At 57.6% G+C, this 20,691-nt stretch carries 12 protein-coding genes; 5 read left to right on the top strand and 7 right to left on the bottom strand.

The window, feature by feature from the left end; genetic code table 11:
* Positions 1-69 precede the first annotated feature (69 nt).
* The 5 genes from gcvH to GH657_RS01415 all read left to right on the top strand — a co-directional run bounded on the left by gcvH (position 70) and on the right by GH657_RS01415 (position 8,194).
* Positions 70-450 carry a glycine cleavage system protein GcvH gene (gene gcvH, locus GH657_RS01435; protein WP_153099055.1) on the top strand — a complete coding sequence of 127 codons (381 nt, stop codon included), beginning with the start codon at positions 70-72 and terminating at the stop codon, positions 448-450.
* A gap of 125 nt (positions 451-575) precedes the next feature.
* A complete protein-coding gene (gene gcvP, locus GH657_RS01430) occupies positions 576-3,515 on the top strand; it encodes an aminomethyl-transferring glycine dehydrogenase (RefSeq protein WP_153099054.1) in 2,940 nt (979 codons plus the stop codon).
* A gap of 182 nt (positions 3,516-3,697) precedes the next feature.
* Positions 3,698-4,807 carry an alginate lyase family protein gene (locus GH657_RS01425; protein ID WP_153099053.1) on the top strand — a complete coding sequence of 370 codons (1,110 nt, stop codon included), beginning with the start codon at positions 3,698-3,700 and terminating at the stop codon, positions 4,805-4,807.
* 28 nt (positions 4,808-4,835) lie between these two features.
* On the top strand, positions 4,836-6,224 hold the full coding sequence (locus tag GH657_RS01420; RefSeq protein ID WP_153099052.1) for an L-serine ammonia-lyase: 1,389 nt from the start codon (positions 4,836-4,838) through the stop codon (positions 6,222-6,224).
* 239 nt (positions 6,225-6,463) lie between these two features.
* On the top strand, positions 6,464-8,194 hold the full coding sequence (locus tag GH657_RS01415; RefSeq protein ID WP_153099051.1) for a thiamine pyrophosphate-binding protein: 1,731 nt from the start codon (positions 6,464-6,466) through the stop codon (positions 8,192-8,194).
* An 87-nt stretch (positions 8,195-8,281) separates the two neighbouring features.
* Here GH657_RS01415 and GH657_RS01410 read toward each other — a convergent pair whose 3' ends face one another.
* The 7 genes from GH657_RS01410 to GH657_RS01380 all read right to left on the bottom strand — a co-directional run bounded on the left by GH657_RS01410 (position 8,282) and on the right by GH657_RS01380 (position 20,265).
* Entirely contained in the window at positions 8,282-8,641 is a 360-nt protein-coding gene (locus GH657_RS01410; RefSeq protein WP_153099050.1) for a hypothetical protein, read from the bottom strand.
* Positions 8,642-8,687: 46 nt separating this feature from the next.
* Entirely contained in the window at positions 8,688-9,209 is a 522-nt protein-coding gene (locus tag GH657_RS01405; RefSeq protein WP_153099049.1) for a hypothetical protein, read from the bottom strand.
* 140 nt (positions 9,210-9,349) lie between these two features.
* On the bottom strand, positions 9,350-9,892 hold the full coding sequence (locus GH657_RS01400) for a hypothetical protein (RefSeq protein ID WP_153099048.1): 543 nt from the start codon (positions 9,890-9,892) through the stop codon (positions 9,350-9,352).
* Positions 9,893-10,559: 667 nt separating this feature from the next.
* A complete protein-coding gene (locus GH657_RS01395) occupies positions 10,560-11,708 on the bottom strand; it encodes a branched-chain amino acid ABC transporter substrate-binding protein (protein WP_153099047.1) in 1,149 nt (382 codons plus the stop codon).
* Positions 11,709-11,795: 87 nt separating this feature from the next.
* A complete protein-coding gene (gene putA, locus GH657_RS01390; RefSeq protein ID WP_153099046.1) occupies positions 11,796-15,752 on the bottom strand; it encodes a trifunctional transcriptional regulator/proline dehydrogenase/L-glutamate gamma-semialdehyde dehydrogenase in 3,957 nt (1,318 codons plus the stop codon).
* A gap of 264 nt (positions 15,753-16,016) precedes the next feature.
* Positions 16,017-17,888, bottom strand: a complete 1,872-nt coding sequence (locus GH657_RS18100; protein ID WP_153099045.1) for an ankyrin repeat domain-containing protein — start codon at positions 17,886-17,888, stop codon at positions 16,017-16,019.
* Between the two features lie 118 nt (positions 17,889-18,006).
* On the bottom strand, positions 18,007-20,265 hold the full coding sequence (locus GH657_RS01380; RefSeq protein ID WP_153099044.1) for a primosomal protein N': 2,259 nt from the start codon (positions 20,263-20,265) through the stop codon (positions 18,007-18,009).
* Positions 20,266-20,691: the final 426 nt, after the last annotated feature.

Raw genomic sequence — 20,691 nt, 5'->3', positions numbered from 1 at the left:
AAACCTGGCGGGCTACGGCCAGCGCATCACATTACACACTCATCGAATAACCTTGCACAGGAGCAACACATGAGCATCCCGGCCAACCTGAAATACACCGAATCGCACGAATGGATTCGCACCGAAGCCGACGGCACGCTGACCATCGGCATTACCGATCACGCACAGGAAGCGCTGGGCGACATTGTCTTTTTTGAAGTCCAGGCGCTGGGCAAAACAGTTCAGGCGGGCGATACCGTCGCGGTCATCGAATCGGTCAAAGCCGCATCCGATATTTATGCGCCGGTCTCGGGCGAAATTTTCGAGGCCAATTCCGCCGTGGCGGATACGCCGGACAGCGTGAACAACACGCCCTACGAAAGCTGGCTATTCAAGATCAAGCCCGCCGCCGATGCCTCGCTTGAGCGCCTGATCGACGCCGAAGCCTATACCCGGGCCATCGGCGCGTAAGCCTGCATTGCTTTTTATTCAGCCGGCCTGTTTCAACTGTCTCTCGTCTCAACCATCAGGTGCGGCCAAGCCCCACGTTATGTGCGTCAGGTCTGCCGGACGTGCCGCACCGCCAGGAACACATCATGAAGCTCGAACACCCGGATCACCTGATGAATCACACGCCTGTCTCACTGGCCGCGCTCGAAGTGCACGACGCCTTCGCGGAGCGCCACATTGGCCCAGACGCAGCCGATCAGCAAGCGATGCTCGACACGCTGGGGTTTGCCTCGCGCGCCGCACTGATCGATGCGGTGATTCCGTCAAGCATTCGCCGCCATGAGGCACTGCCGCTCGGGCCGTTCACCCAGCCGAAGAGCGAAGCCGAAGCGCTCGCGGCCTTGCGCGAACTCGCGGGGCAAAACCAGGTGTTCCGTTCCTACATCGGCCAAGGCTATTACAACGCGCACACACCGGCCGTGATCTTGCGCAACGTGCTTGAAAACCCGGCCTGGTACACGGCCTACACGCCCTATCAGCCGGAAATTTCACAAGGCCGTCTCGAGGCCCTGCTGAACTTTCAGCAGATGGTTATCGACCTCACCGGTTTGTCGATTGCCAATGCCTCGCTACTCGACGAAGCCACCGCTGCCGCTGAAGCGATGACGCTGTTGCAGCGGGTCGGTCAGTCTCCATCAAATGTGTTCTACGTCGCTGACGACGTGCTGCCGCAAACCCTCGAAGTGCTGCAAACCCGTGCCCGCCCGGTCGGCATCGAGATCCAGACCGGCCCCGCCGAAGCGGCAGCCAGCGCCAATGCCTTCGGCGTGCTGTTGCAGTATCCCGGCGTCCTTGGCGATGTGCGCGATTACCGTGCGCTCTCTGACGCGATCCACGCGGCAGGCGGCCATGTGGTCGTCGCGGCCGACCTGCTTGCGCTCACGCTGCTCGCGCCGCCTGGCGAATGGGGTGCGGATGTGGCCATCGGCAACACCCAGCGCTTTGGCGTACCGGTGGGCTTCGGTGGCCCGCATGCAGCCTATATGGCGGTACGCGATGCCTTCAAGCGCCAGATGCCAGGCCGCCTCGTTGGCGTAACGCTCGATGCGCAAGGCAACCCGGCGCTGCGTCTCGCGCTGCAAACCCGCGAACAACACATTCGCCGCGAAAAAGCCACCTCGAACGTCTGCACCGCGCAAGCGCTGCTGGCGATCATGGCCAGCATGTACGCGGTCTATCACGGTCCGGCTGGCCTCAAAACCATCGCTCAGCGCGTCAACCGCCTCACCACGCTGCTCGCTGCCGGGGCCGTGCAGATGGGCTACACGCTCGTCAACGACACCTTCTTCGATACGCTGACGTTCGACACCGGCTCGCGCACCGAAGCGCTGCATACAGCGGCGCTCGCGCAGCGCATCAACTTGCGCCGCATCAGCAACACGCGGACAGGTTTGTCGCTGGACGAAACCACCACGCGCCACGATCTCGCCACATTACTGGCGGTGTTCGCCCAGGCGGCGGGCGTGGCGGAAGCGCCCTCCGTCGATGCGCTCGACGCCCAGTTCATCGCAACACCGGCAAACCGCAGCGTGCCTGCCGCGCTTGAGCGCCGCAGCGCGTATCTGACGCATCCGGTCTTCAATCGCCACCATTCGGAAACTGAAATGCTGCGCTATCTGCGCAGCCTCTCCGACAAAGATCTGGCGCTCGATCGTTCGATGATCCCGCTTGGCTCATGCACGATGAAGCTCAATGCGACAGCTGAAATGTTGCCGGTCACCTGGCCCGAGTTCGGCCAGATTCACCCATTTGCCCCGGCTGACCAGACACTCGGCTACCGCACGATGATCGACCAGCTCGAGCAGATGCTGGTTGCGGCCACGGGCTACGCCGCTGTTTCGTTACAGCCGAATGCGGGCTCGCAAGGCGAATATGCGGGTTTGCTCATCATTCACGCCTACCATGCAGCGCGCGGCGAAGGTCATCGTAACGTTTGCCTGATTCCGGCTTCGGCCCATGGCACTAACCCTGCGTCAGCGCAGATGGCCGGGATGCAGGTCGTCGTCGTGGCCTGCGATGCAAACGGCAATGTCGATCTTGCTGACCTGAAAACCAAAGCCGCGCAGCATGCCAGCAAGCTGGCGGCAATCATGATTACCTACCCCTCGACGCACGGCGTGTTCGAACAGAATGTGCGTGAGATTTGCGAGGTCGTGCATGCGTATGGCGGCCAGGTGTACGTCGATGGCGCGAACATGAACGCGATGGTGGGCCTCACCGCACCCGGACAATTCGGCGGCGATGTTTCGCATCTGAACCTGCACAAGACGTTTTGTATTCCGCACGGCGGTGGCGGCCCAGGCGTCGGCCCGGTGGCAGTCGGCGCGCACCTTGCGCAGTTTTTGCCCAACCAGGCCTCAAGCGGTTACGAGCGTGACCCGCACGGCATCGGCGCGGTATCAGCGGCGCCGTATGGATCGGCGTCGATCCTGCCGATCTCGTGGATGTATATCGCCATGATGGGCGCGAAAAACCTCACCGCCGCCACCGAGATCGCCATTCTCAACGCCAACTACGTCGCGCAAAAACTCGCGCCGCACTATCCGGTGCTGTACTCGGGGCCGGGTGGCCTGGTCGCGCATGAGTGCATTCTCGATTTGCGTCCGATCAAGGAAAGCAGTGGCATCAGCGTCGATGACGTCGCCAAGCGCCTGATGGATTACGGTTTTCACGCGCCGACGATGAGCTTTCCGGTGCCCGGCACATTGATGGTCGAGCCCACCGAATCCGAAGCGAAAGAAGAACTCGACCGTTTCATCGAAGCGATGATCGCTATCCGCGAAGAAATCCGCGCCATCGAAGCAGGCTTGGCCGATCGTGAAGACAACCCGCTCAAGCACGCGCCGCATACCGCTGCCGTGGTCACAGCCGATGTCTGGACACATGCGTACCGGCGCGAAACAGCCGCCTGGCCGCTGCCTGCGCTGGTCGCCAGAAAATACTGGCCCCCTGTCGGACGCGCGGACAACGTCTATGGCGACCGCAATCTCTTTTGCGCCTGCGTGCCGATAGCCGATTACACCTGACCCCGGCCGATCGTTGCGTCCGCCCGTTCCTCTTCACCGCAATGCCGGCGGCATTACGCTTCATGTGAACCTCGCGCCGCGGCTTCGGCGGCGCGAGATTCAGCATGCCAGCCGCGCAAACGGCTAACATCTGACACCCAATCAGCCCAACCGGGAAACAGCGCAAGGCGCGAAAGGTGCGAATGATGCGAAGCCGAATACCTCAACCCAACCGTCAACTGTGCCTGCCGCTGGCATGCGGACTCGCTGCGGTGGCATTGCTATGGCCCGCCGCACCTGTGGTGGCCGCCATGAATTTCTGCGCCGCACCCGCGTTGCAAACCAGCGAACGCACCAACGCCGATCCGGGAGTGAAAACGCTCATCAACAATGTGCAGGAGCACCTGAATGACGCGCCACGCGCCGTCGCCCGGCTCCATACGGAAGGCCTGCTGCCACATGAAGGCTTGTACGACCAGAGCGTTGAGGCGCAAAAAGATCTGGATTTGCTGCGCAATGCGGCCCTGGCCTGGCGCGCCACCAGCGACGAGCGCTACCTGAAGTTTGTCGATCGCTTGCTGTATGCATGGGTCACTACTTACCAACCTTCGTTCAATCCCATCGACGAAACCCATTTCGATAGCTTGATCCTCGCCTACGACATGACCGCGAGCGCGCTGCCGGTGAAAACCCGCAATGCGGCGATGGCGTTTCTCAACAAGTTCGCCAGTGGCTATATCACCCAGATCGACGCGCAACCGCGTCCGCTCCGCGGCACCTATCGCAACAACTGGCAGAGCCATCGCATCAAGCTGGTCTCGATGGCCGCGTTCACGCTTGATAACCGCAAGATGATCAATGCCGCGCAACGCCTCTTCGCCGAACACATCGGTGACAACATCGCGCCCGATGGCTCGACCATCGATTTCAACGAACGCGATGCGTTGCGCTATGTGACTTACGATCTTCAGCCGCTCGTCACCGCGGCGCTTGCCGCCCGCCGCCATAACCGCGTCTGGCTGCCATTGCGCACGCCAAGCGGCGCATCACTGGCGGGTGCGCTGAACTGGCTCACGCCTTACGCCATCGGCATGAAAACTCACGACGAATTCATCCACTCCACGACACCGCTGGACATGCAACGCCGCGAGGCGGGCTTGCCGGGTTACGTGGGGCCGTGGGATCCGAAGAATGCAACCGAACTGTTTCATCTGGCTGCGCGGCTAGATGGGCGCTACACGCCCATCGCACTGCACCTGGCAGCGACAGCGCCGGCATGGCTCGCCGTCTGTCTGCCGTTTGTCGCGCGTTAATCTTTTTTGTTTATTGGCAGGAACCGTTATGGCAGTCAGTGTGTTCGACCTTTTCAAAATCGGCATTGGTCCGTCGAGTTCGCATACGGTGGGCCCGATGCGCGCAGCGCTAATGTTTGCTCAGGGGCTTGAACGCGATGGGCTGCTGGCCGCTACCGTCAGCGTGAAAGTGGGCTTGTACGGCTCGCTGGGGGCGACCGGCAAAGGACATGGCACCGATCGCGGCATCATGCTCGGCTTGCTCGGTGAAGCGCCCGACACGGTTGATCCAGACACGATCAACGAACGCCTCGCTGTCATTCAAAGCAGCCGTTCGCTGGCCTTGCTCGGCACGCACGTCGTGCCCTTCTCGGTGAAAGAACACATCGCGTTCTATCGCCAGGCGCTGGCGGAACACCCCAACAGCATGAAACTGCATGCGTTCGATGCACGAGGCGAAACACTGCGTGTCACAACCTATCTGTCGGTCGGTGGCGGCTTCGTGGTCACGGCGGGCGCACCCAACACCAAAGTGCTCGATGCGCCCAACCAGTTGCCCTATCCGTTTTTCAGCGGTGACGAGTTGCTGGCGCTGTGTCATTCGACGAATAAAAGCATCGCGCAACTCATGTGGGAAAACGAGCGGGTCTGGCATACCGAAGAGCAAACCCGCGCCGGGCTGCTGCAGATCTGGGACGTGATGCAGTCATGCGTGGCGCGCGGCTGCGGCATCGGCAACCCAGATGCCGATGGCACGTTGCCAGGTCCGTTTCAGGTCAAACGCCGCGCGCCGCAGCTATATCGCGCGCTGCTCGGCAACCCGGAAGGCGCGTTGCGCGATCCGCTGTCGATGATCGACTGGATCAACCTGTATGCCATCGCCGTCAATGAAGAAAATGCAGCGGGCGGACGGGTTGTCACAGCGCCCACCAATGGCGCGGCGGGCATTATTCCAGCGGTATTGCATTACTACACGCGCTTCATGCCCGGTTCGACACCGCAAGGCGTCATCGACTTTCTGCTAACGGCGGCAGCGATCGGTATCCTGTACAAACTCAACGCGTCGATTTCCGGCGCGGAGGTTGGCTGCCAGGGCGAGGTCGGCGTGGCATGTTCGATGGCTGCGGGAGGGCTGGCTGCCGTAATGGGCGGCACCCCGAAACAAGTCGAGAATGCCGCCGAGATTGGCATGGAACACAACCTGGGGCTAACCTGCGATCCCGTCGGCGGCATGGTGCAGATTCCGTGCATCGAACGCAATGCGATGGCCTCGGTCAAGGCGGTCAACGCCGCGCGGATGGCGCTGCGCGGCGACGGCAGCCATTACGTCTCGCTCGATTCCGTCATCAAGACGATGCGGCAAACAGGCGCGGACATGAAAACCAAATACAAGGAAACCTCACGCGGCGGGCTCGCGGTGAATATCGTCGAATGTTGATAGCGAGCGACGCGGCGCTTGCTTGACACGTCATTGCCATGGCACAGGATGCGCTTTCCGCGTGCGCCATCCGGCGCAACCTCATAGCGCGAACCGCATGCCGTGACACGGCTGAGCCGCCAGCGTAAGCTGTCGCCACCCCGGTGGCCTGACAGGCTGGCGCATACGCTGCATGGGCCCACGGCCTCACCCAGCGCCCCCAAGCCAGCGCCAACCCCCATCACGGAGACCCTTTCGCCATGCCGCAAGCCCATGCTTCCACGTCCGCTCCCGCATCCGCCCCTGCCAGCACAACGGGAGCGCGTCTGCTAGTCGATGCGCTGCTGATGCATGGGGTCGAACGCGTGTTTTGTGTGCCCGGCGAAAGCTTTCTCGCGGTGCTCGATTCGCTGCATGACGAGACCCAGCGCATTCAGACGATCGTCTGCCGTCACGAAGCCGCTGCGGCAAACATGGCCGAAGCCACAGGCAAGCTAACCGGCCGTCCAGGCGTCGCCTTCGTCACACGCGGGCCAGGCGCCACCCATGCGTCGATTGGCGTGCATACGGCGTTTCAGGATTCCACCCCGATGATTTTGCTCATCGGCCAGTGCGCGCGGGAACATCTGGACCGGGAGGCTTTCCAGGAGATCGACTACCGCCGCATGTTTGGGCAGATGGCGAAATGGGTCGCGCAGATCGACGATCCGCGCCGTGTGCCGGAGTATCTCAGCCATGCGTTTCATGCAGCGACTTCGGGGCGGCCTGGGCCGGTCGTGCTATCGCTGCCGGAAGACATGCTGAGCGATCCGTGCCCCGCAGTGCCCAGCGCGCCGCCCTGGCAGCGCGTGGCGGCGGCACCAGGACGCGCCCAGATCGAACGGCTGCAACACCTGCTAGAACATGCACAACGGCCCATGGTGATCGCAGGCGGCAGCGGCTGGACCCCAGCCGCGTGCGCTGATCTGCAACGCTTCGTCGAAACCTGGCAGTTGCCGCTTGGGCTCGCGTTCCGCTTCCAGGACACGTTCGATAACGAGCATCCCTGTTACGCGGGTGATGTCGGCCTCGGCATCAATCCCGCGCTCGCACAGCGGATTCACGGCGCCGACCTGTTAATCGCGCTCGGCCCACGTCTGGGCGAAGCCACTACGGGGGGCTACACACTACTCGAAATTCCGGTGACCCGGCAGACGCTAGTTCATGTACATCAAGGCGCGGAGGAACTGGGGCGAGTCTACGCGGCCGATCTGCCGATCGTGTCGGGCATGCCTGAGATGGCAGAGCAACTTGCCGCCATGCGGCCTGCCGCACCGCCACTTTGGGCCGGCAGCGCCGCAGCGGCACACGAGGCCTATCTTGAGTGGCGCACACCACGGCCCATTCCGGGCGAGGTGCAGCTCGGCGAGATCATCCAGCAATTACGGGCGCAACTGCCAGCCGATGCCATCGTGACCAACGGCGCGGGCAATTACGCGAGCTGGCTGCACCGGCATTTTTCTTATCGTCATTTCCGCTCACAACTGGCGCCCACCAGCGGGGCCATGGGTTACGGCGTACCAGCCGCGCTCGCTGCCAAAGCGCAGTATCCGCAACGGATGGTCGTGGCACTAGCGGGGGACGGCTGCTTCATGATGGCCAGCCAGGAGCTGGCTACCGCCATGCAATACAAGCTGCAAGTGGTGTTTATCGTCGTCAATAACAGCCACTTTGGAACGATCCGGATGCATCAGGAACGGCACTATCCAGGACGCGTGCATGGCACCGGGCTAACCAACCCGGACTTTGCGGCATTTGCACGCGCATTCGGCGCTCACGGCGAAGTTGTCGAGCGCACGGCTGATTTTCTTCCAGCCTTTGAGCGGGCCGTGGCGGCCCAACGCGCGGCATTGATTGAAATTCGTCTGCCCCAGGAAGCCAGCACACCGGGAGCAACGCTTGAACAGATACGGGAACAGGGCCGCACAATGCGTAACGCGGAAAAACGTTAAGCCGGGAGAAATCACATGAATAGTCCACCCGGCATGATTCACGATAAAGGGATCATGCCGGGCATGTTTAAACAAAATTAAATAATCCTATGCGGCCAATGCAAGCAAACGCTGCCGTTCATGACTGCCATACTGGTAAGCGCAAATCGCAGTTGCGATTAAGCCAATGCCTGCTACTCCCCCGAACATTGAAATAACAGTAAGCACATTGGCAGCCCGGCCTGTCAAATCCCCGTCTTTTTGATTCAGCACCGTTATGATTCCGACACTGGCGGTAAACAAGATCGCACCCGAGATACCTGCTGCCCTGATACGGTTTACCGTATCAGGTGTAACCAGACTCACAGCTCTTCTCACTCCGGCAACAACTATTTGTCCAATTTGCAAAATATTCTGTTGCACGGTGTTCCACTGGCGCTGGGTATTAACTGCATTAATTTCAAGCACAAATCACCTCCATCAATTAAACATCGCCCCATACCCGGCGATTATCTCAACCGTCTTCGCCTGACGAACTCATCGAGATAAAACCTTCGCCTATAGACTCCTTTAAATTCCGCCTTCTGGGCACAGCAATGTCATTGCCATCACTCCCGGTTGCAACATCATTCACCTGAATAACCAATTGCCTATCATTCTGTGACTGATTTAATGTCTGCTCTTCAGGCTGCGGCAAATCAGGCTGATTAATATTATGTTTTCGCATCAAGCCATATAAAGCCAGACAGCCCCCCGATATAATCCAGCATGCTCCATCAAATCCCAGCTTATCCGTCACCTGAGATGCGATGCTATTTGTGTCATAACGATTTGAAGTCCGCCTCTCCAACGATGCCAAAAGCATGACGCTACCCAGCACAGCGATGCTCAGCCCCCCTCTTAACATCCATTTCGCGGCTTTAAGATCACCTGCGGGAGCCTGTGAAACCCTCGATGCCTGGCCGTTCGCAGGCCGATCCGGGACAGATTGCATTGAATGATTGCCACCGGCCCCAGAAATATTTAATTTGCCCATGCTGTTTCTCTCAGAAATTTATTCTCCGGCATCTTTTCATGTGCCAGTCCAAAAACCACCACAACCGTCGTGGGCCTCGAATCAGATAAAAGACCACACGACGCGACTAAATCCTATATCAAGACCCCATGAAATTATATTTACCCATATTTTCGCCATCCAGCTTCCATGAGCCTTTGTGTTTCGCCACTCTCCACATCTTTTATCTCTTTTGCTTCTTTTACTTCTTTTATCTCCTTTAATTCCTTTAGTTTTTCACCCTCATTTTTATCTGGATCGACATAAAGATGATGACCCGCGTAACTCATCATCATAAATCCAGCAAAAAAAACCACCGCGGAAATCTCTGACAACGGGGTATAGCTAACTGAATCAGTCAAACATGCGTCACTCGCACTACCTGAACTACCTGAACTACCTGAACTATCTGAATTCTCTCTGCTACCCGCTCTACATGCCAGACTAGCTGGACTAAATACTAAATAACCCGCTATGCCAAAACAAAATACACCCAGGCCAACTGCAAATATCTGCTTGTAATTTTTAGCCCTAGGCGCATCCGGATTGCTGCTCTTTATATTTCCAGAAATACCCTGTTTATCATTAACCTCTGACCCATTCCAGCAATTCTTCCACGCCTGCCAGGTAAAATTACCGCTTAAACCACAACCATTATTGGGCACTATACAATCCCTCGACAAAAACAAAAAATCAAAAACTCATGCCAGCATAATTTTTCCAGCATGCACCTGTCTCCTGGACAAACACCATGCTTCCTCCTGTTTTTACCGCTATTATTTATTAGATAAAACCTGAATCTTATTCATTAATCGAAAGCAATGGTCGCTCTTCCCGTGAATCCTTCCGACCCAGTGTGCTGCCCTGGTACACCCGGAAGAAGAGCACTATCTGACGTTTTTATTTTTGTTCGCTGATACCGGGCTATTACTGTCAGACTGAATTTCCATACTCATATAACGACTACCAGTACCATTAACCGCATTCATAAACCACGCCCTCTCATCATTATTTTAAAATAACCGGATTATTAAACTTAAAGCCCATCAATCTGAATACCGGATACGCAGCATACCGCTCTATAATTTATTCAATCTGACTGAATTAAAATATGCGCTTAATGCTCTAGGTAACATCGAGCCAAAAATCGTTCCATCCGGGAAAAGCAGCGAGGCGAACAGCGGAAATCTCGATACGTTAGCCACAAGGCCGTAAACACAAAAACCCTGTGAGTAGCACGAGGCCACTCACAGGGTTTTCAGTCAGAATCAGACATTAACTGCACAGCAGAAACAAAACGCTATGGCCTTAGCAGGCCGCTACACCCGCGATTTACTTGCCGCCTACGCTTTGCAATGTCGTCCACTTGCCATCCACAACCTTGTATAACGTAATGCCGCCGTGCTTCAAATCGCCCTTGGCGTCATACGACAGATGCGTCGAGGTCACCGAAGGCATATCCGTCTTCGCAAGGAAAGGCAGGTACTTCGCCGGATCAGTCGAATTCGCTTTCTTCATCGCGTCGAACAGCGCCATGGCACCGTCATACGAATAGGGCGAGTACGTCTGTACATCTTCGTTGAAACGCTTCTTGTACTTCGCCACGTAAGCCTTGCCGCCAGGCATCTCGTCGAGCGGCAAGCCCGCCAACGAGGCCACCGTGCCATTTGCCGCATCACCGGCGATCTTCAGGAAGGTCGGCGTCTTGACCATTTCACCGCCCATCAACGGCGCCTTCACGCCCAGTGTCTTCATCTGACGTACCATCGGCGCCGCTTGTGAATCAGCACCGCCGTAATAAATCAGGTCGGGGTTGGTGGCCTTGAGCTTGGTCAAAATTGCCTTGAAATCGACCGCTTTATCGTTCGTGAACTCTCGATCAACGATCGTGCCGCCCGCGGCCTTCGCCGCTTTCTCGAACTGGTCGGCCAGACCCTGGCCGTATGCCGTGCGGTCATCGACAATCGCTATCCGCTTCATACCGAGGTTTTTCACCGCGAAGGTGCCGGCAACCGAGCCTTGCTGCGTATCTGACGTCATCATGCGGAACGTCGTTTTAAAGCCCTGTTGCGTATATTCGGGCGCAGTCGCCATCGCCAGTTGCGGAATGCCCGCGTTGGCGTAAATACGCGAAGCCGGGATGGTCGTGCCAGAGTTGAAATGCCCAAGCATGCCCTTGATGCCGTCATCCACCAGCTTTTGCGCCACGGTCGTACCGGTGCGTGGGTCAGCCTGATCGTCCGCGGAATTCAGCACGAAGCGCACTGTCTTTCCGCCAATCACCGGCTTGGTGGCGTTCATGTCTTCGACAGCCAGCGTAATGCCGTTCTGAAAATCCTTGCCGTAGTGAGCCTGGGCACCTGTCAGCGGGCCAGCCACGCCAATCTTCACATCCTCCACCTGCTGCGCGTAAGCCGCGCCAGCCAGCGACAGCGTGGCCGCCAGCGTAGCGCCTGCGAGCTTTTTCATTGCGTGCTGCATGGTTTCTCTCCTTGATGCCAGTTAGATGGAGCGACTTCGGCGCTACCGTATCGCTTCCGTTGTTTTGAATGGACCGCTAAGGCAAGCTCAACCGATCGTCATCAAATTTGCATTACCCCCTGCTGCTGCCGTGTTCACGCTCACCGAACGCTCGGTCAACAAGCGTTCGAGCGCGTAATCTTCGGTTCCTTCTTCCAACGCCCGTGCAGCGATCCCCTGCACCGACACAATCGGCCCCGCGCGTTGCGCGACTTCCCGTGCCAGCGCCAGCAGCTCATCGCTGTCACCTTCGAACAGCACCGCATCGAATTCGGCATTGGTATTGATATCGGTACCGCTCTTCGTCGCCTTGCACACGCTCACATGGTGCTTGAGCGAAGCGGGCAAGGCCGCCACCAATTGCTCACCCGGCCCCCCCTCAAACAGCACGCGATTGCCCGTGGCAAGGGCGGCAGCCAGTTGCAGCCGCGCGCCCGTTGCGGTTGCGGGCACACATAAAATCGTGCCGCGTGCGCCAAGGGTATACGTGTTGCGTTCGCCTGTCGGGCCCGGCAACACCGCCGTTGCCCCGGCCAGACCCAATTCACGCCAGGTTTCACAACGCGCGGCGAGCGCCGGTTGATGTTCGGCGTTCAGCCAGTCGCGCAGCGCGATAAGTGCGGAAGACGGATTGTCGCTGTTTTCACCCGCGGCTGGTACGTCGCTAACCAGCATTTGCGTCAGTGAGGCGGGCAGACCCGCCGGACGTTTGGCCAGCAGGCGTTGCAGATACAGCGCGCCGCCCGCTTTCGGTCCGGTGCCTGACAAGCCCTCGCCGCCAAACGGTTGCACCCCGACCACCGCGCCGATCACGTTGCGGTTCACGTAGATGTTGCCCACGTGCGAACGGGCCACGACATGAGCGATGGTTTCGTCGATCCGCGTGTGAATGCCGAGCGTCAGTCCATAACCGGTTGCGCGAATCTGTTCGAGCAGCGTATCCAGTGCATGACGGCGATAACGCACCACATGCAGGACGGGACCAAAAACTTCGCGTTTGAGTTCATCAATGCTATCGAGCTCGATCAACGTTGGCGGCACAAAGGTGCCATGCGCGCAACGCGATGGCAGAGGCAACTGGGTCACTTTGTGACCTTTTTCGCGCATCGCGGCGATATGCGCATCAATACTGCGCTTGGCCTCGACGTCGATGACTGGCCCCACATCGACCGAAAGCCGGTCGGGGTTGCCAAGCGCCAGTTCGTTCATCGCGCCACGCAGCATTTCCAGCGTGCGCTCGGCCACATCGTCTTGCAGGCAGAGCACTCGCAATGCCGAACAACGTTGCCCCGCTGAATCAAATGACGATTGCAGCACGTCTGCCACAACCTGCTCGGCCAACGCCGATGAATCGACGATCATCGCGTTTTGCCCACCGGTTTCAGCGATCAGCGGGATCGGCTTGCCGTCCGCATCCAGCCGCATCGACAGGGTTTTGTTGATCAGCCGCGCGACTTCGGTCGAGCCCGTGAACATCACCGCGCGCGTGCGGGGATCGGCCACCAGCGCGGCACCCACCGTTTCGCCGTCACCGGGCAGCAGTTGCACCGCGCCGGGCGGTACGCCCGCTTCGCGCAGAATGCGGACCGCTTGCGCGGCGATCAGCGGCGTTTGCTCGGCGGGCTTGGCGAGCACCGTGTTACCGGCTGCCAGCGCCGCCGCGACCTGCCCCATGAAAATCGCCAGCGGGAAATTCCACGGGCTGATACACACCACAGGGCCCAGCGGACGATGGGTATCGTTCGAAAACTCCAGACGAATCTGCATCGCGTAGTAACGCAGGAAATCGACCGCTTCACGAATCTCGCCCACCGCGTTAGGCAGCGATTTGCCCGCTTCGCGCACGATCAGACCGATGAGGGGATGCATCTGCGCTTCGAGCAGATCGGCCGCTCGTGCAAGACAGTCGGCTCGCGCCTCGACGGGAGTCGCCTGCCAGATCGGCGCAGCGGCTAGCGCATGCGCTAGCGCGGCATTTACCTGCTCGGCTGTGGCGTCGGTCACGCTACCCACCAGATCGCGCTGATCCGCGGGGTTGCGCACGTCGCGTGCGCCGCCGTTGGCCAGCTCGTCGCTGCCATCGAGCATCGGTGCGGCGCGCCACGGATAATTCGCGGCCCCCAGCAAGGCTGATGAGAGCGAAGCCAGCCGATGTTCATTCGACAGATCGAGCCCCATCGAGTTAAGACGTGCGTCGCCGTAGAGGTGACGCGGCAACGGAATCTTCGCGTGAGGAGCGCCGAGCGGCACGATTTTCGACGCTTCATTCACCGGGTCGGCAATCAGATCGCTAATGGCCACGGCCGGGTCTGCGATGCGGTTGACGAACGACGTGTTCGCACCGTTTTCCAGCAGACGGCGCACGAGATATGCCAGCAGCGTTTCGTGCGTGCCGACCGGTGCATACACGCGGCATGGACGGTTGAGCTTGTCGCGGCCCGTGACCTCTTCGTAAAGCGGTTCGCCCATGCCGTGCAGGCACTGGAATTCGTATTGGCCAGGATAGTAGTTTTGCCCCGCGAGATGATAGATCGCCGCGAGCGTGTGGGCGTTATGCGTGGCGAACTGGGGATAGACGGCGTCCGGCGCCCCGAGCAGCTTTCTGGCGCAGGCCAGATACGACACATCGGTGTAAATCTTGCGCGTATAGACCGGATAACCTTCGAGGCCATCCACTTGCGCACGTTTAATTTCAGTGTCCCAGTAAGCGCCCTTCACGAGCCGCACCATGATCCGGTGACGGCTGCGACGTGCGAGGTCGAGCAGATAATCGATCACGAACGGACAACGTTTCTGATACGCCTGGACCACAAAACCGATGCCGTTCCAGCCTTCCAGCTCTGCGTCGAAACACAAGGCCTCCAGCAGATCGAGCGAAATTTCAAGCCGGTCCGCCTCTTCGGCATCGATGTTCAAACCAATGTCGTAGCGGCGCGCGAGAATGGCCAGCGCACGCACACGCGGCAACAACTCGTTCATCGTGCGTTCATGTTGCGCGCGTGAATAACGGGCATGCAGCGCCGACAGCTTGATCGAAATACCCGGGCCTTCATAGATGCCGCGTCCGCCCGCTGCCTTGCCAATCGCATGGATCGCCTGCTCGTAAGACGTGTAATAACGCTGCGCATCGGCTTCGGTCGTCGCGGCCTCGCCGAGCATGTCATACGAATAGCGGAATCCTCGCGCTTCATATTTGCGGCTGTTAGCGAGCGCTTCGGAAATGTTTTCGCCCGTGACGAACTGCTCGCCCATCAAACGCATCGCCATATCGACGCCCTTGCGGATCAACGGCTCGCCGCCTTTGCCAATCATCCGTGTCAGCGCCGACGACAGTCCAGCTTCGCTATTGGTCGTCACCAGCTTGCCGGTAATCATCAAGCCCCAGGTGGCGGCGTTGACAAACAGCGAGGGCGCCTGGCCCACGTGTGACTTCCAGTCGCCCTTGCTGATCTTGTCGCGGATCAGCGCATCGCGCGTGGCGCGATCAGGGATGCGCAGCAAGGCTTCGGCCAGGCACATCAACGCAACGCCTTCCTGGCTGGACAGTGAAAACGCCTGAATCAAGCCATCCACGCCGCCGCCCGTGCGCTTGCCGCGCAATGTTTCGACCAGCGCGCCCGCCATTTTTTGCACATCGTTTGCAATACCGGCAGGCAGACGCGCCTGACCCAACAGAAAAGGCACGCATTCGGGCTCTGGCCGGCGATACGCGGCCGTGATCGCGGCGCGCAACACAGATTGCGGCTGCACGTTTTGCGCGAATTCAAGGAAGGGATGGGGAGCGCTGTCTTCGTCGGCTTCGACCGTTGCGCTGTCGGCCAGATCCGCCATGCCCGCGTGACTCGACAGCTCAACGGGAAGCTGGCCGTGCTCGATTTTTTCAAGGTAGGCAAAAATCGCCTGTTTGATGAGCCAATGCGGAGTGCGCTCAATGCGGGTCGCGGCGTCTTTCAGCCGGGTACGCAGCAGATCGTCTACTTTGACGCCAAGAGTGGTGCTCGCCATATTTCCTTCTACCTTTTGTTCGCGCCAGCCAGGCCGCATCAGTCAGTAACTAAATTCTGGCGGATCGTACCTTTCTCAAAAAAAAGGTGCAACCAGCCAAAATAGCGGGTTGCACCATATTGGGCGCAATCAGGAGCAAGCGGGAGCACCAAGGTCCGCCCTGCGGGCGGTAGCGGGTTATGCCAGGTGTTTTCCCTGGCCGCTTGCCGAACCGGCTTGTTCGTTAAAGGATGTTATGAGCCGTGCATGTTGCCAAACGTTGCGTTATTTTTTTTGCAACCTTTTACGGCCAGATTCGATTGCATCCTGCAGCTCTTTATTAAATCTCGGTCCTTTTTTAGTCAGAAATCCGTTAAGACTGGCGATAATGGCAGGCGTAGCGGGTTTATTTTTGTCGAAATTCTGCGCATCCGGATCCGCACCATGTTTAAGCAAATAAATGGCGATATCCTGATTAGGGAAATTTCCATTTAATACTTTGAACAAGGCTGTTTCCCCATATATATCCCTGGCATTAACATCCGCACCCACCTCAACCAGAATTTTAACATTTTCAAAAATTCCCTGCTCCGCCGCGAGCAGCAAGGCTGTTCTTCCTTGCTCCCTATCTTTAATCTCAAGACTTCCAAGTTTAAAATCATACCAGAGTAAATCATTTAAAATATCAGTTGCTATGGTTAGCGGACTACTCGAAACCCGATGTAGCGCAGTAAATCCAAGTTCATCTGTCATATCAATATGAACCAGCGCACCCAACTCCGCAATCAGGCCCCTGACATCAGATATATTTTCCATCAGATGCGCCGGAGATTTCATCAAATCTCTTATTTTGTCATCGACTGCAAGAATAGCTTTGATACTTGAGATAAAACCATCTCTAAATTTTTCAGCTTTTTTAATATCAATTTGAACACCCTCGTCAATCGACATCTTTTCTATTAAAACAGCTTTCGCCTGGGGATCCTGTTCACGCGCCCCACATTCGGTTAAGCCTTGAGTGTCTTTATTCGCAAGCAGAAAATTTTTCCATTCTTCTTCAGCTATTTTCTGGTTTTTTTCAATTTCTTTCGAGTTTTCTTCAGCATCTTTTTGCCTGGCCACGGTTGCCTGTCGCTCAAATTCAGAATCTACTTTTTTCTTTTTTATTTCCGCTTTTTCTTTTATCGCATTAATTTTCATGGCGCAGAAATCGGATGCATATTGTTCACAATATTCTATATCGCGGCTGCTCATATTCAATAGGAACCTGCCATCCTTCAAACTGAACATTCCGTTCCCCGCAGACTTCATATAATACGGCCAGATTGTTTCCACTAATGCCTGGTCATTTTTTTCCAGCAAACCAGCCCATAAACAGAAGCGGTGCATTAATACGCTCACACGCGTCACGTCAATCCTGTCGCAGCCACTTACAAAATAACTGCCATAATCTTTTTGACCAAATTTATCAATTTCGGCCTGGCAATAGTTCTCAAAAGGATTAACTACCCGTGGCGCCGTCAAATATTGACGACGCTGTGTTAATTTTTGCGAATGTGAAAGCTCACGCCTGGCAGGAGACCGGTTAAAAATAATATCGATAAAACTACGACCGCCTGGACTATCTTCTTTTTTCTCCACTCCAGTATTGGATCCTCTATTAATCTCGAGATTTTTTTCGATGGGTACAGCGTCACTTTTACTTAAAACAGTATTCCCGGGGCAACTCCCATTTTTCACATTAATATTTAAAAAATTGAGGTCATGCCCATCATTATAATTCTCATCGGAATTCTTTCTTCTGGTTCTTGCAGGGCCTGGGGAAGCATGTGATGGAGTCGAACTTATGGAACTAACTTCATCACTACTTTCATTAAAGCTAATATCTTCATCACTAAAATCATCCCGCTCCAACAATGGCTGATTTATATTCTGACTGGCTCTCTGAATTTCATCCGGCTCGCCGCATGAACCAATAATCGGAACGCTATCCATCTGATTTCCAGGGTTCCGCGGAATTATTTCCCCGGCATTAGATTTACTATCTTTAATGTCAAGTTTAAATATACCTTTTGGCTCAATCTGCTCAACGTCTGTAGAATGATTATCGTTGTAATTCGTATTCTTGGTTCCTGAAACGCCAGTATTCTTATACATTGAGTCCCCCGGATAAAGAAATATCAGTAAAGTCGACTATAAAAAAATCACCTAGAATAACTGCCCGTTCACTTGAGTAACGCACCAGGCGGTTTCGTTCCATCTTTTCCTGAGATTGTCAGATATCCAGAGGATCCACCTCAAGATTCCAGCGCAGCACGCCTTTTTGCTGGCGCAGCGCAGGCTGCCATGCCCGCAGCGTGGCTTGCAATGCGGCCCTTGAGGCGCTCTCGATCAATAACTGCGCCCGATGCACATGCATGACCTTGACGATGGTCAATGGCACCGCGTCGTACACGGTGATTCGCTCAGCCGAGGGCAGTGCCTGCAACGCTGCCGCTGCGTGCTGCAAAAATGCCAGCGCGGCCTCCAGGGTGCGCCCTTCCGCACGCAGTAGCGCCTGATAGACGAACGGTGGCAAATGCGCATCGCGGCGTTCGGCCAGCGTTGCATTGGCAAAGCCTATGTAGTCATGGCGTGCTAGCGCTTGATACAGCGCATGACGCGGATAACGGGTTTGCACCAGCACTTCGCCCGGCAGCCCCGAACGTCCGGCCCGGCCACTCACCTGCATGAGTTGCGCAAACAAACGTTCGCTTGCGCGGAAATCATGTGAAAACAACGCGGTATCGGCATTCAGCACCCCCACCAGCGACACGCGCTGGAAATCGTGCCCCTTCGCAATCATTTGCGTGCCCACCAGGATATCGACCTCACCGGCATGGACATCCGCAAAAAGCGCCTGTGCGCTGCCTTTGCGACGCGTGCTATCGGCGTCGATACGTAGCACCCGCGCGCCGGGCACGGCGCTCGCCAATGCCTCTTCGATACGCTGGGTGCCGCGTCCGAGCGGCGCGATATCAACGTTCCCGCATTCAGGACAGGCAGGTGGAATACGTGCCTCCCAGCCGCAGTGGTGGCAGCGCAGCGCACGCTCAGGCTTGTGCAGCACCACATAAGCGCTGCAGCGGGGACAGCCCGCCACCCAGCCGCACGCGTCACATGCCAGTTGCGGGGCATAACCACGCCGGTTGAGAAAAACAAGGCTTTGCTCGCCGCGTTTGAGACAAGAGTTCAGCGCGGCAACCAGCGGTCCGGATAACCCCTCCACCGATCCGCGTCCCCGCCGACGCTCCTCCTCCAGATCGACCAGTTTCACGCTGGGCAACACCGCATCGGCCACGGCCCGGCGCGTCAGCGCGAGACGCTTGTAACGGCCTTGATCCGCCAGCCACCAGCTTTCCAGCGAAGGCGTGGCCGAGCCCAGCACCACCGGGATGCCCCGTTGCTTGGCGCGCCACACCGCCAGATCGCGCGCGGAATAACGCAGACCTTCTTGCTGTTTATAAGCCGGATCGTGCTCTTCATCGACCACGATCAGCGCCAGCGCAGGCAGCGATGCCAGTACAGCGAGGCGCGTGCCGAGGACGATACGGGCCTGGCCGAGATGGGCTGCCAGCCAGTTACGGGCGCGCTCGCCTTCGGCCAGGCCGCTATGAAGCGTGACGATCGCCTGAGCTTCGAATGCAGCAAAACGGGCACGAAACGCCGCTTCGAATTGCGGTGTGAGATTAATTTCAGGGACAAGAACCAGCGCCTGAGCGGCGGGTTGTGCGTCAAGCAAGGCGGCTAGCGCCCGAAGATAAACTTCGGTTTTGCCACTGCCCGTCACGCCATGCAGCAAGAAAGGGGCGAAATCGTGTGCCGAGCGGATTGCGTCGACGGCATCTTGCTGTTCAGCGGTGAGCGTGGGCAGCGCCGGCGCAACCGAAGCCGAAGCCGAAGCTAAAGCGCGACCGGCAATGGACGTGGCACACAGATCGACGGCTTCAAGCGCAACCCAGCCTCGGGCCTGCCATTCCATAAGAACCGCGCTCGCCTTCGGATGCAGGGTGCGCGCCTGCGCCACTGGCAGCAACGTGGTTTGAGCCAGCGCCTCGGCCAGACGACGCAGGGCATGCGCACGCGGCGGCAAGGCGGCAGGCAAGGCCGCGGCCCCGGCATCCAGCAAACGATAGCCTTCAGCGGGCGCCAGCAAGCGCTCCCAACGCGAGGCATCGCGCAACGCCTGAGGCAAGGCGGGCAAGGCAACCTCGCCGCGTCCGCGCTGATAATAATCCGCCGCAAACGCAACCAGCCCGAGCCATGCCTCCGATAAAGCGGGGCACGCATGACATAAACGTTCGACAGTCCGCAGCCGGTCTGGCGCAACGTCACTGTGAGTGGCCACTTCGACAATCAGCCCGACCACCTGGCGCTTGCCAAACGGAACTTCCACCAGCATGCCGGGCGCGGGAGCCAGTTCCACCCCGCAACGGTAATCGAAGAGGGTCGGCAGAGGATGATCCAGCGCGACACGAACGAAAACGAAACTCACGCCCGGATCTGCGCGGGTAAAAAGGGGAGGGAAAGTGCGGCTAATTGATGCAGCATCGGGATGCGCTGGTCACTAAAGTTAAAGTAAAACATGACTTTCGCCGCTAAATTTTGGATTCAGCGGAACAATCCTGCCGAGCCGCGCCGCCTGTGGATAACTTTGTTGAAAACTTTGCCCAAACTGCCCGCAAACCACGTAGTAGCGCCGTTCATGCGGAATAAGACCAAGCTCGGGCTCAAGCCCGAATGCCTTACCAGTCAAGGCATGAACCGGATATCGGCAAATTTTGCAAGTACGGATTAGCAGACGATGGCACTACTGCGATGCGGTAATCAAAATGTGCATAAGTCAAGTCTTGACAAGCGCCGAAGCACCCTCTGGCGAGGCTTATCCCGAATTAATGCGTTTGAAAGCACGATTTTTGCA

This window comes from Paraburkholderia hayleyella (assembly GCF_009455685.1).
GTDB lineage: Bacteria > Pseudomonadota > Gammaproteobacteria > Burkholderiales > Burkholderiaceae > Paraburkholderia > Paraburkholderia hayleyella.
This window is presented reverse-complemented; position numbering and strand designations above follow the sequence as displayed.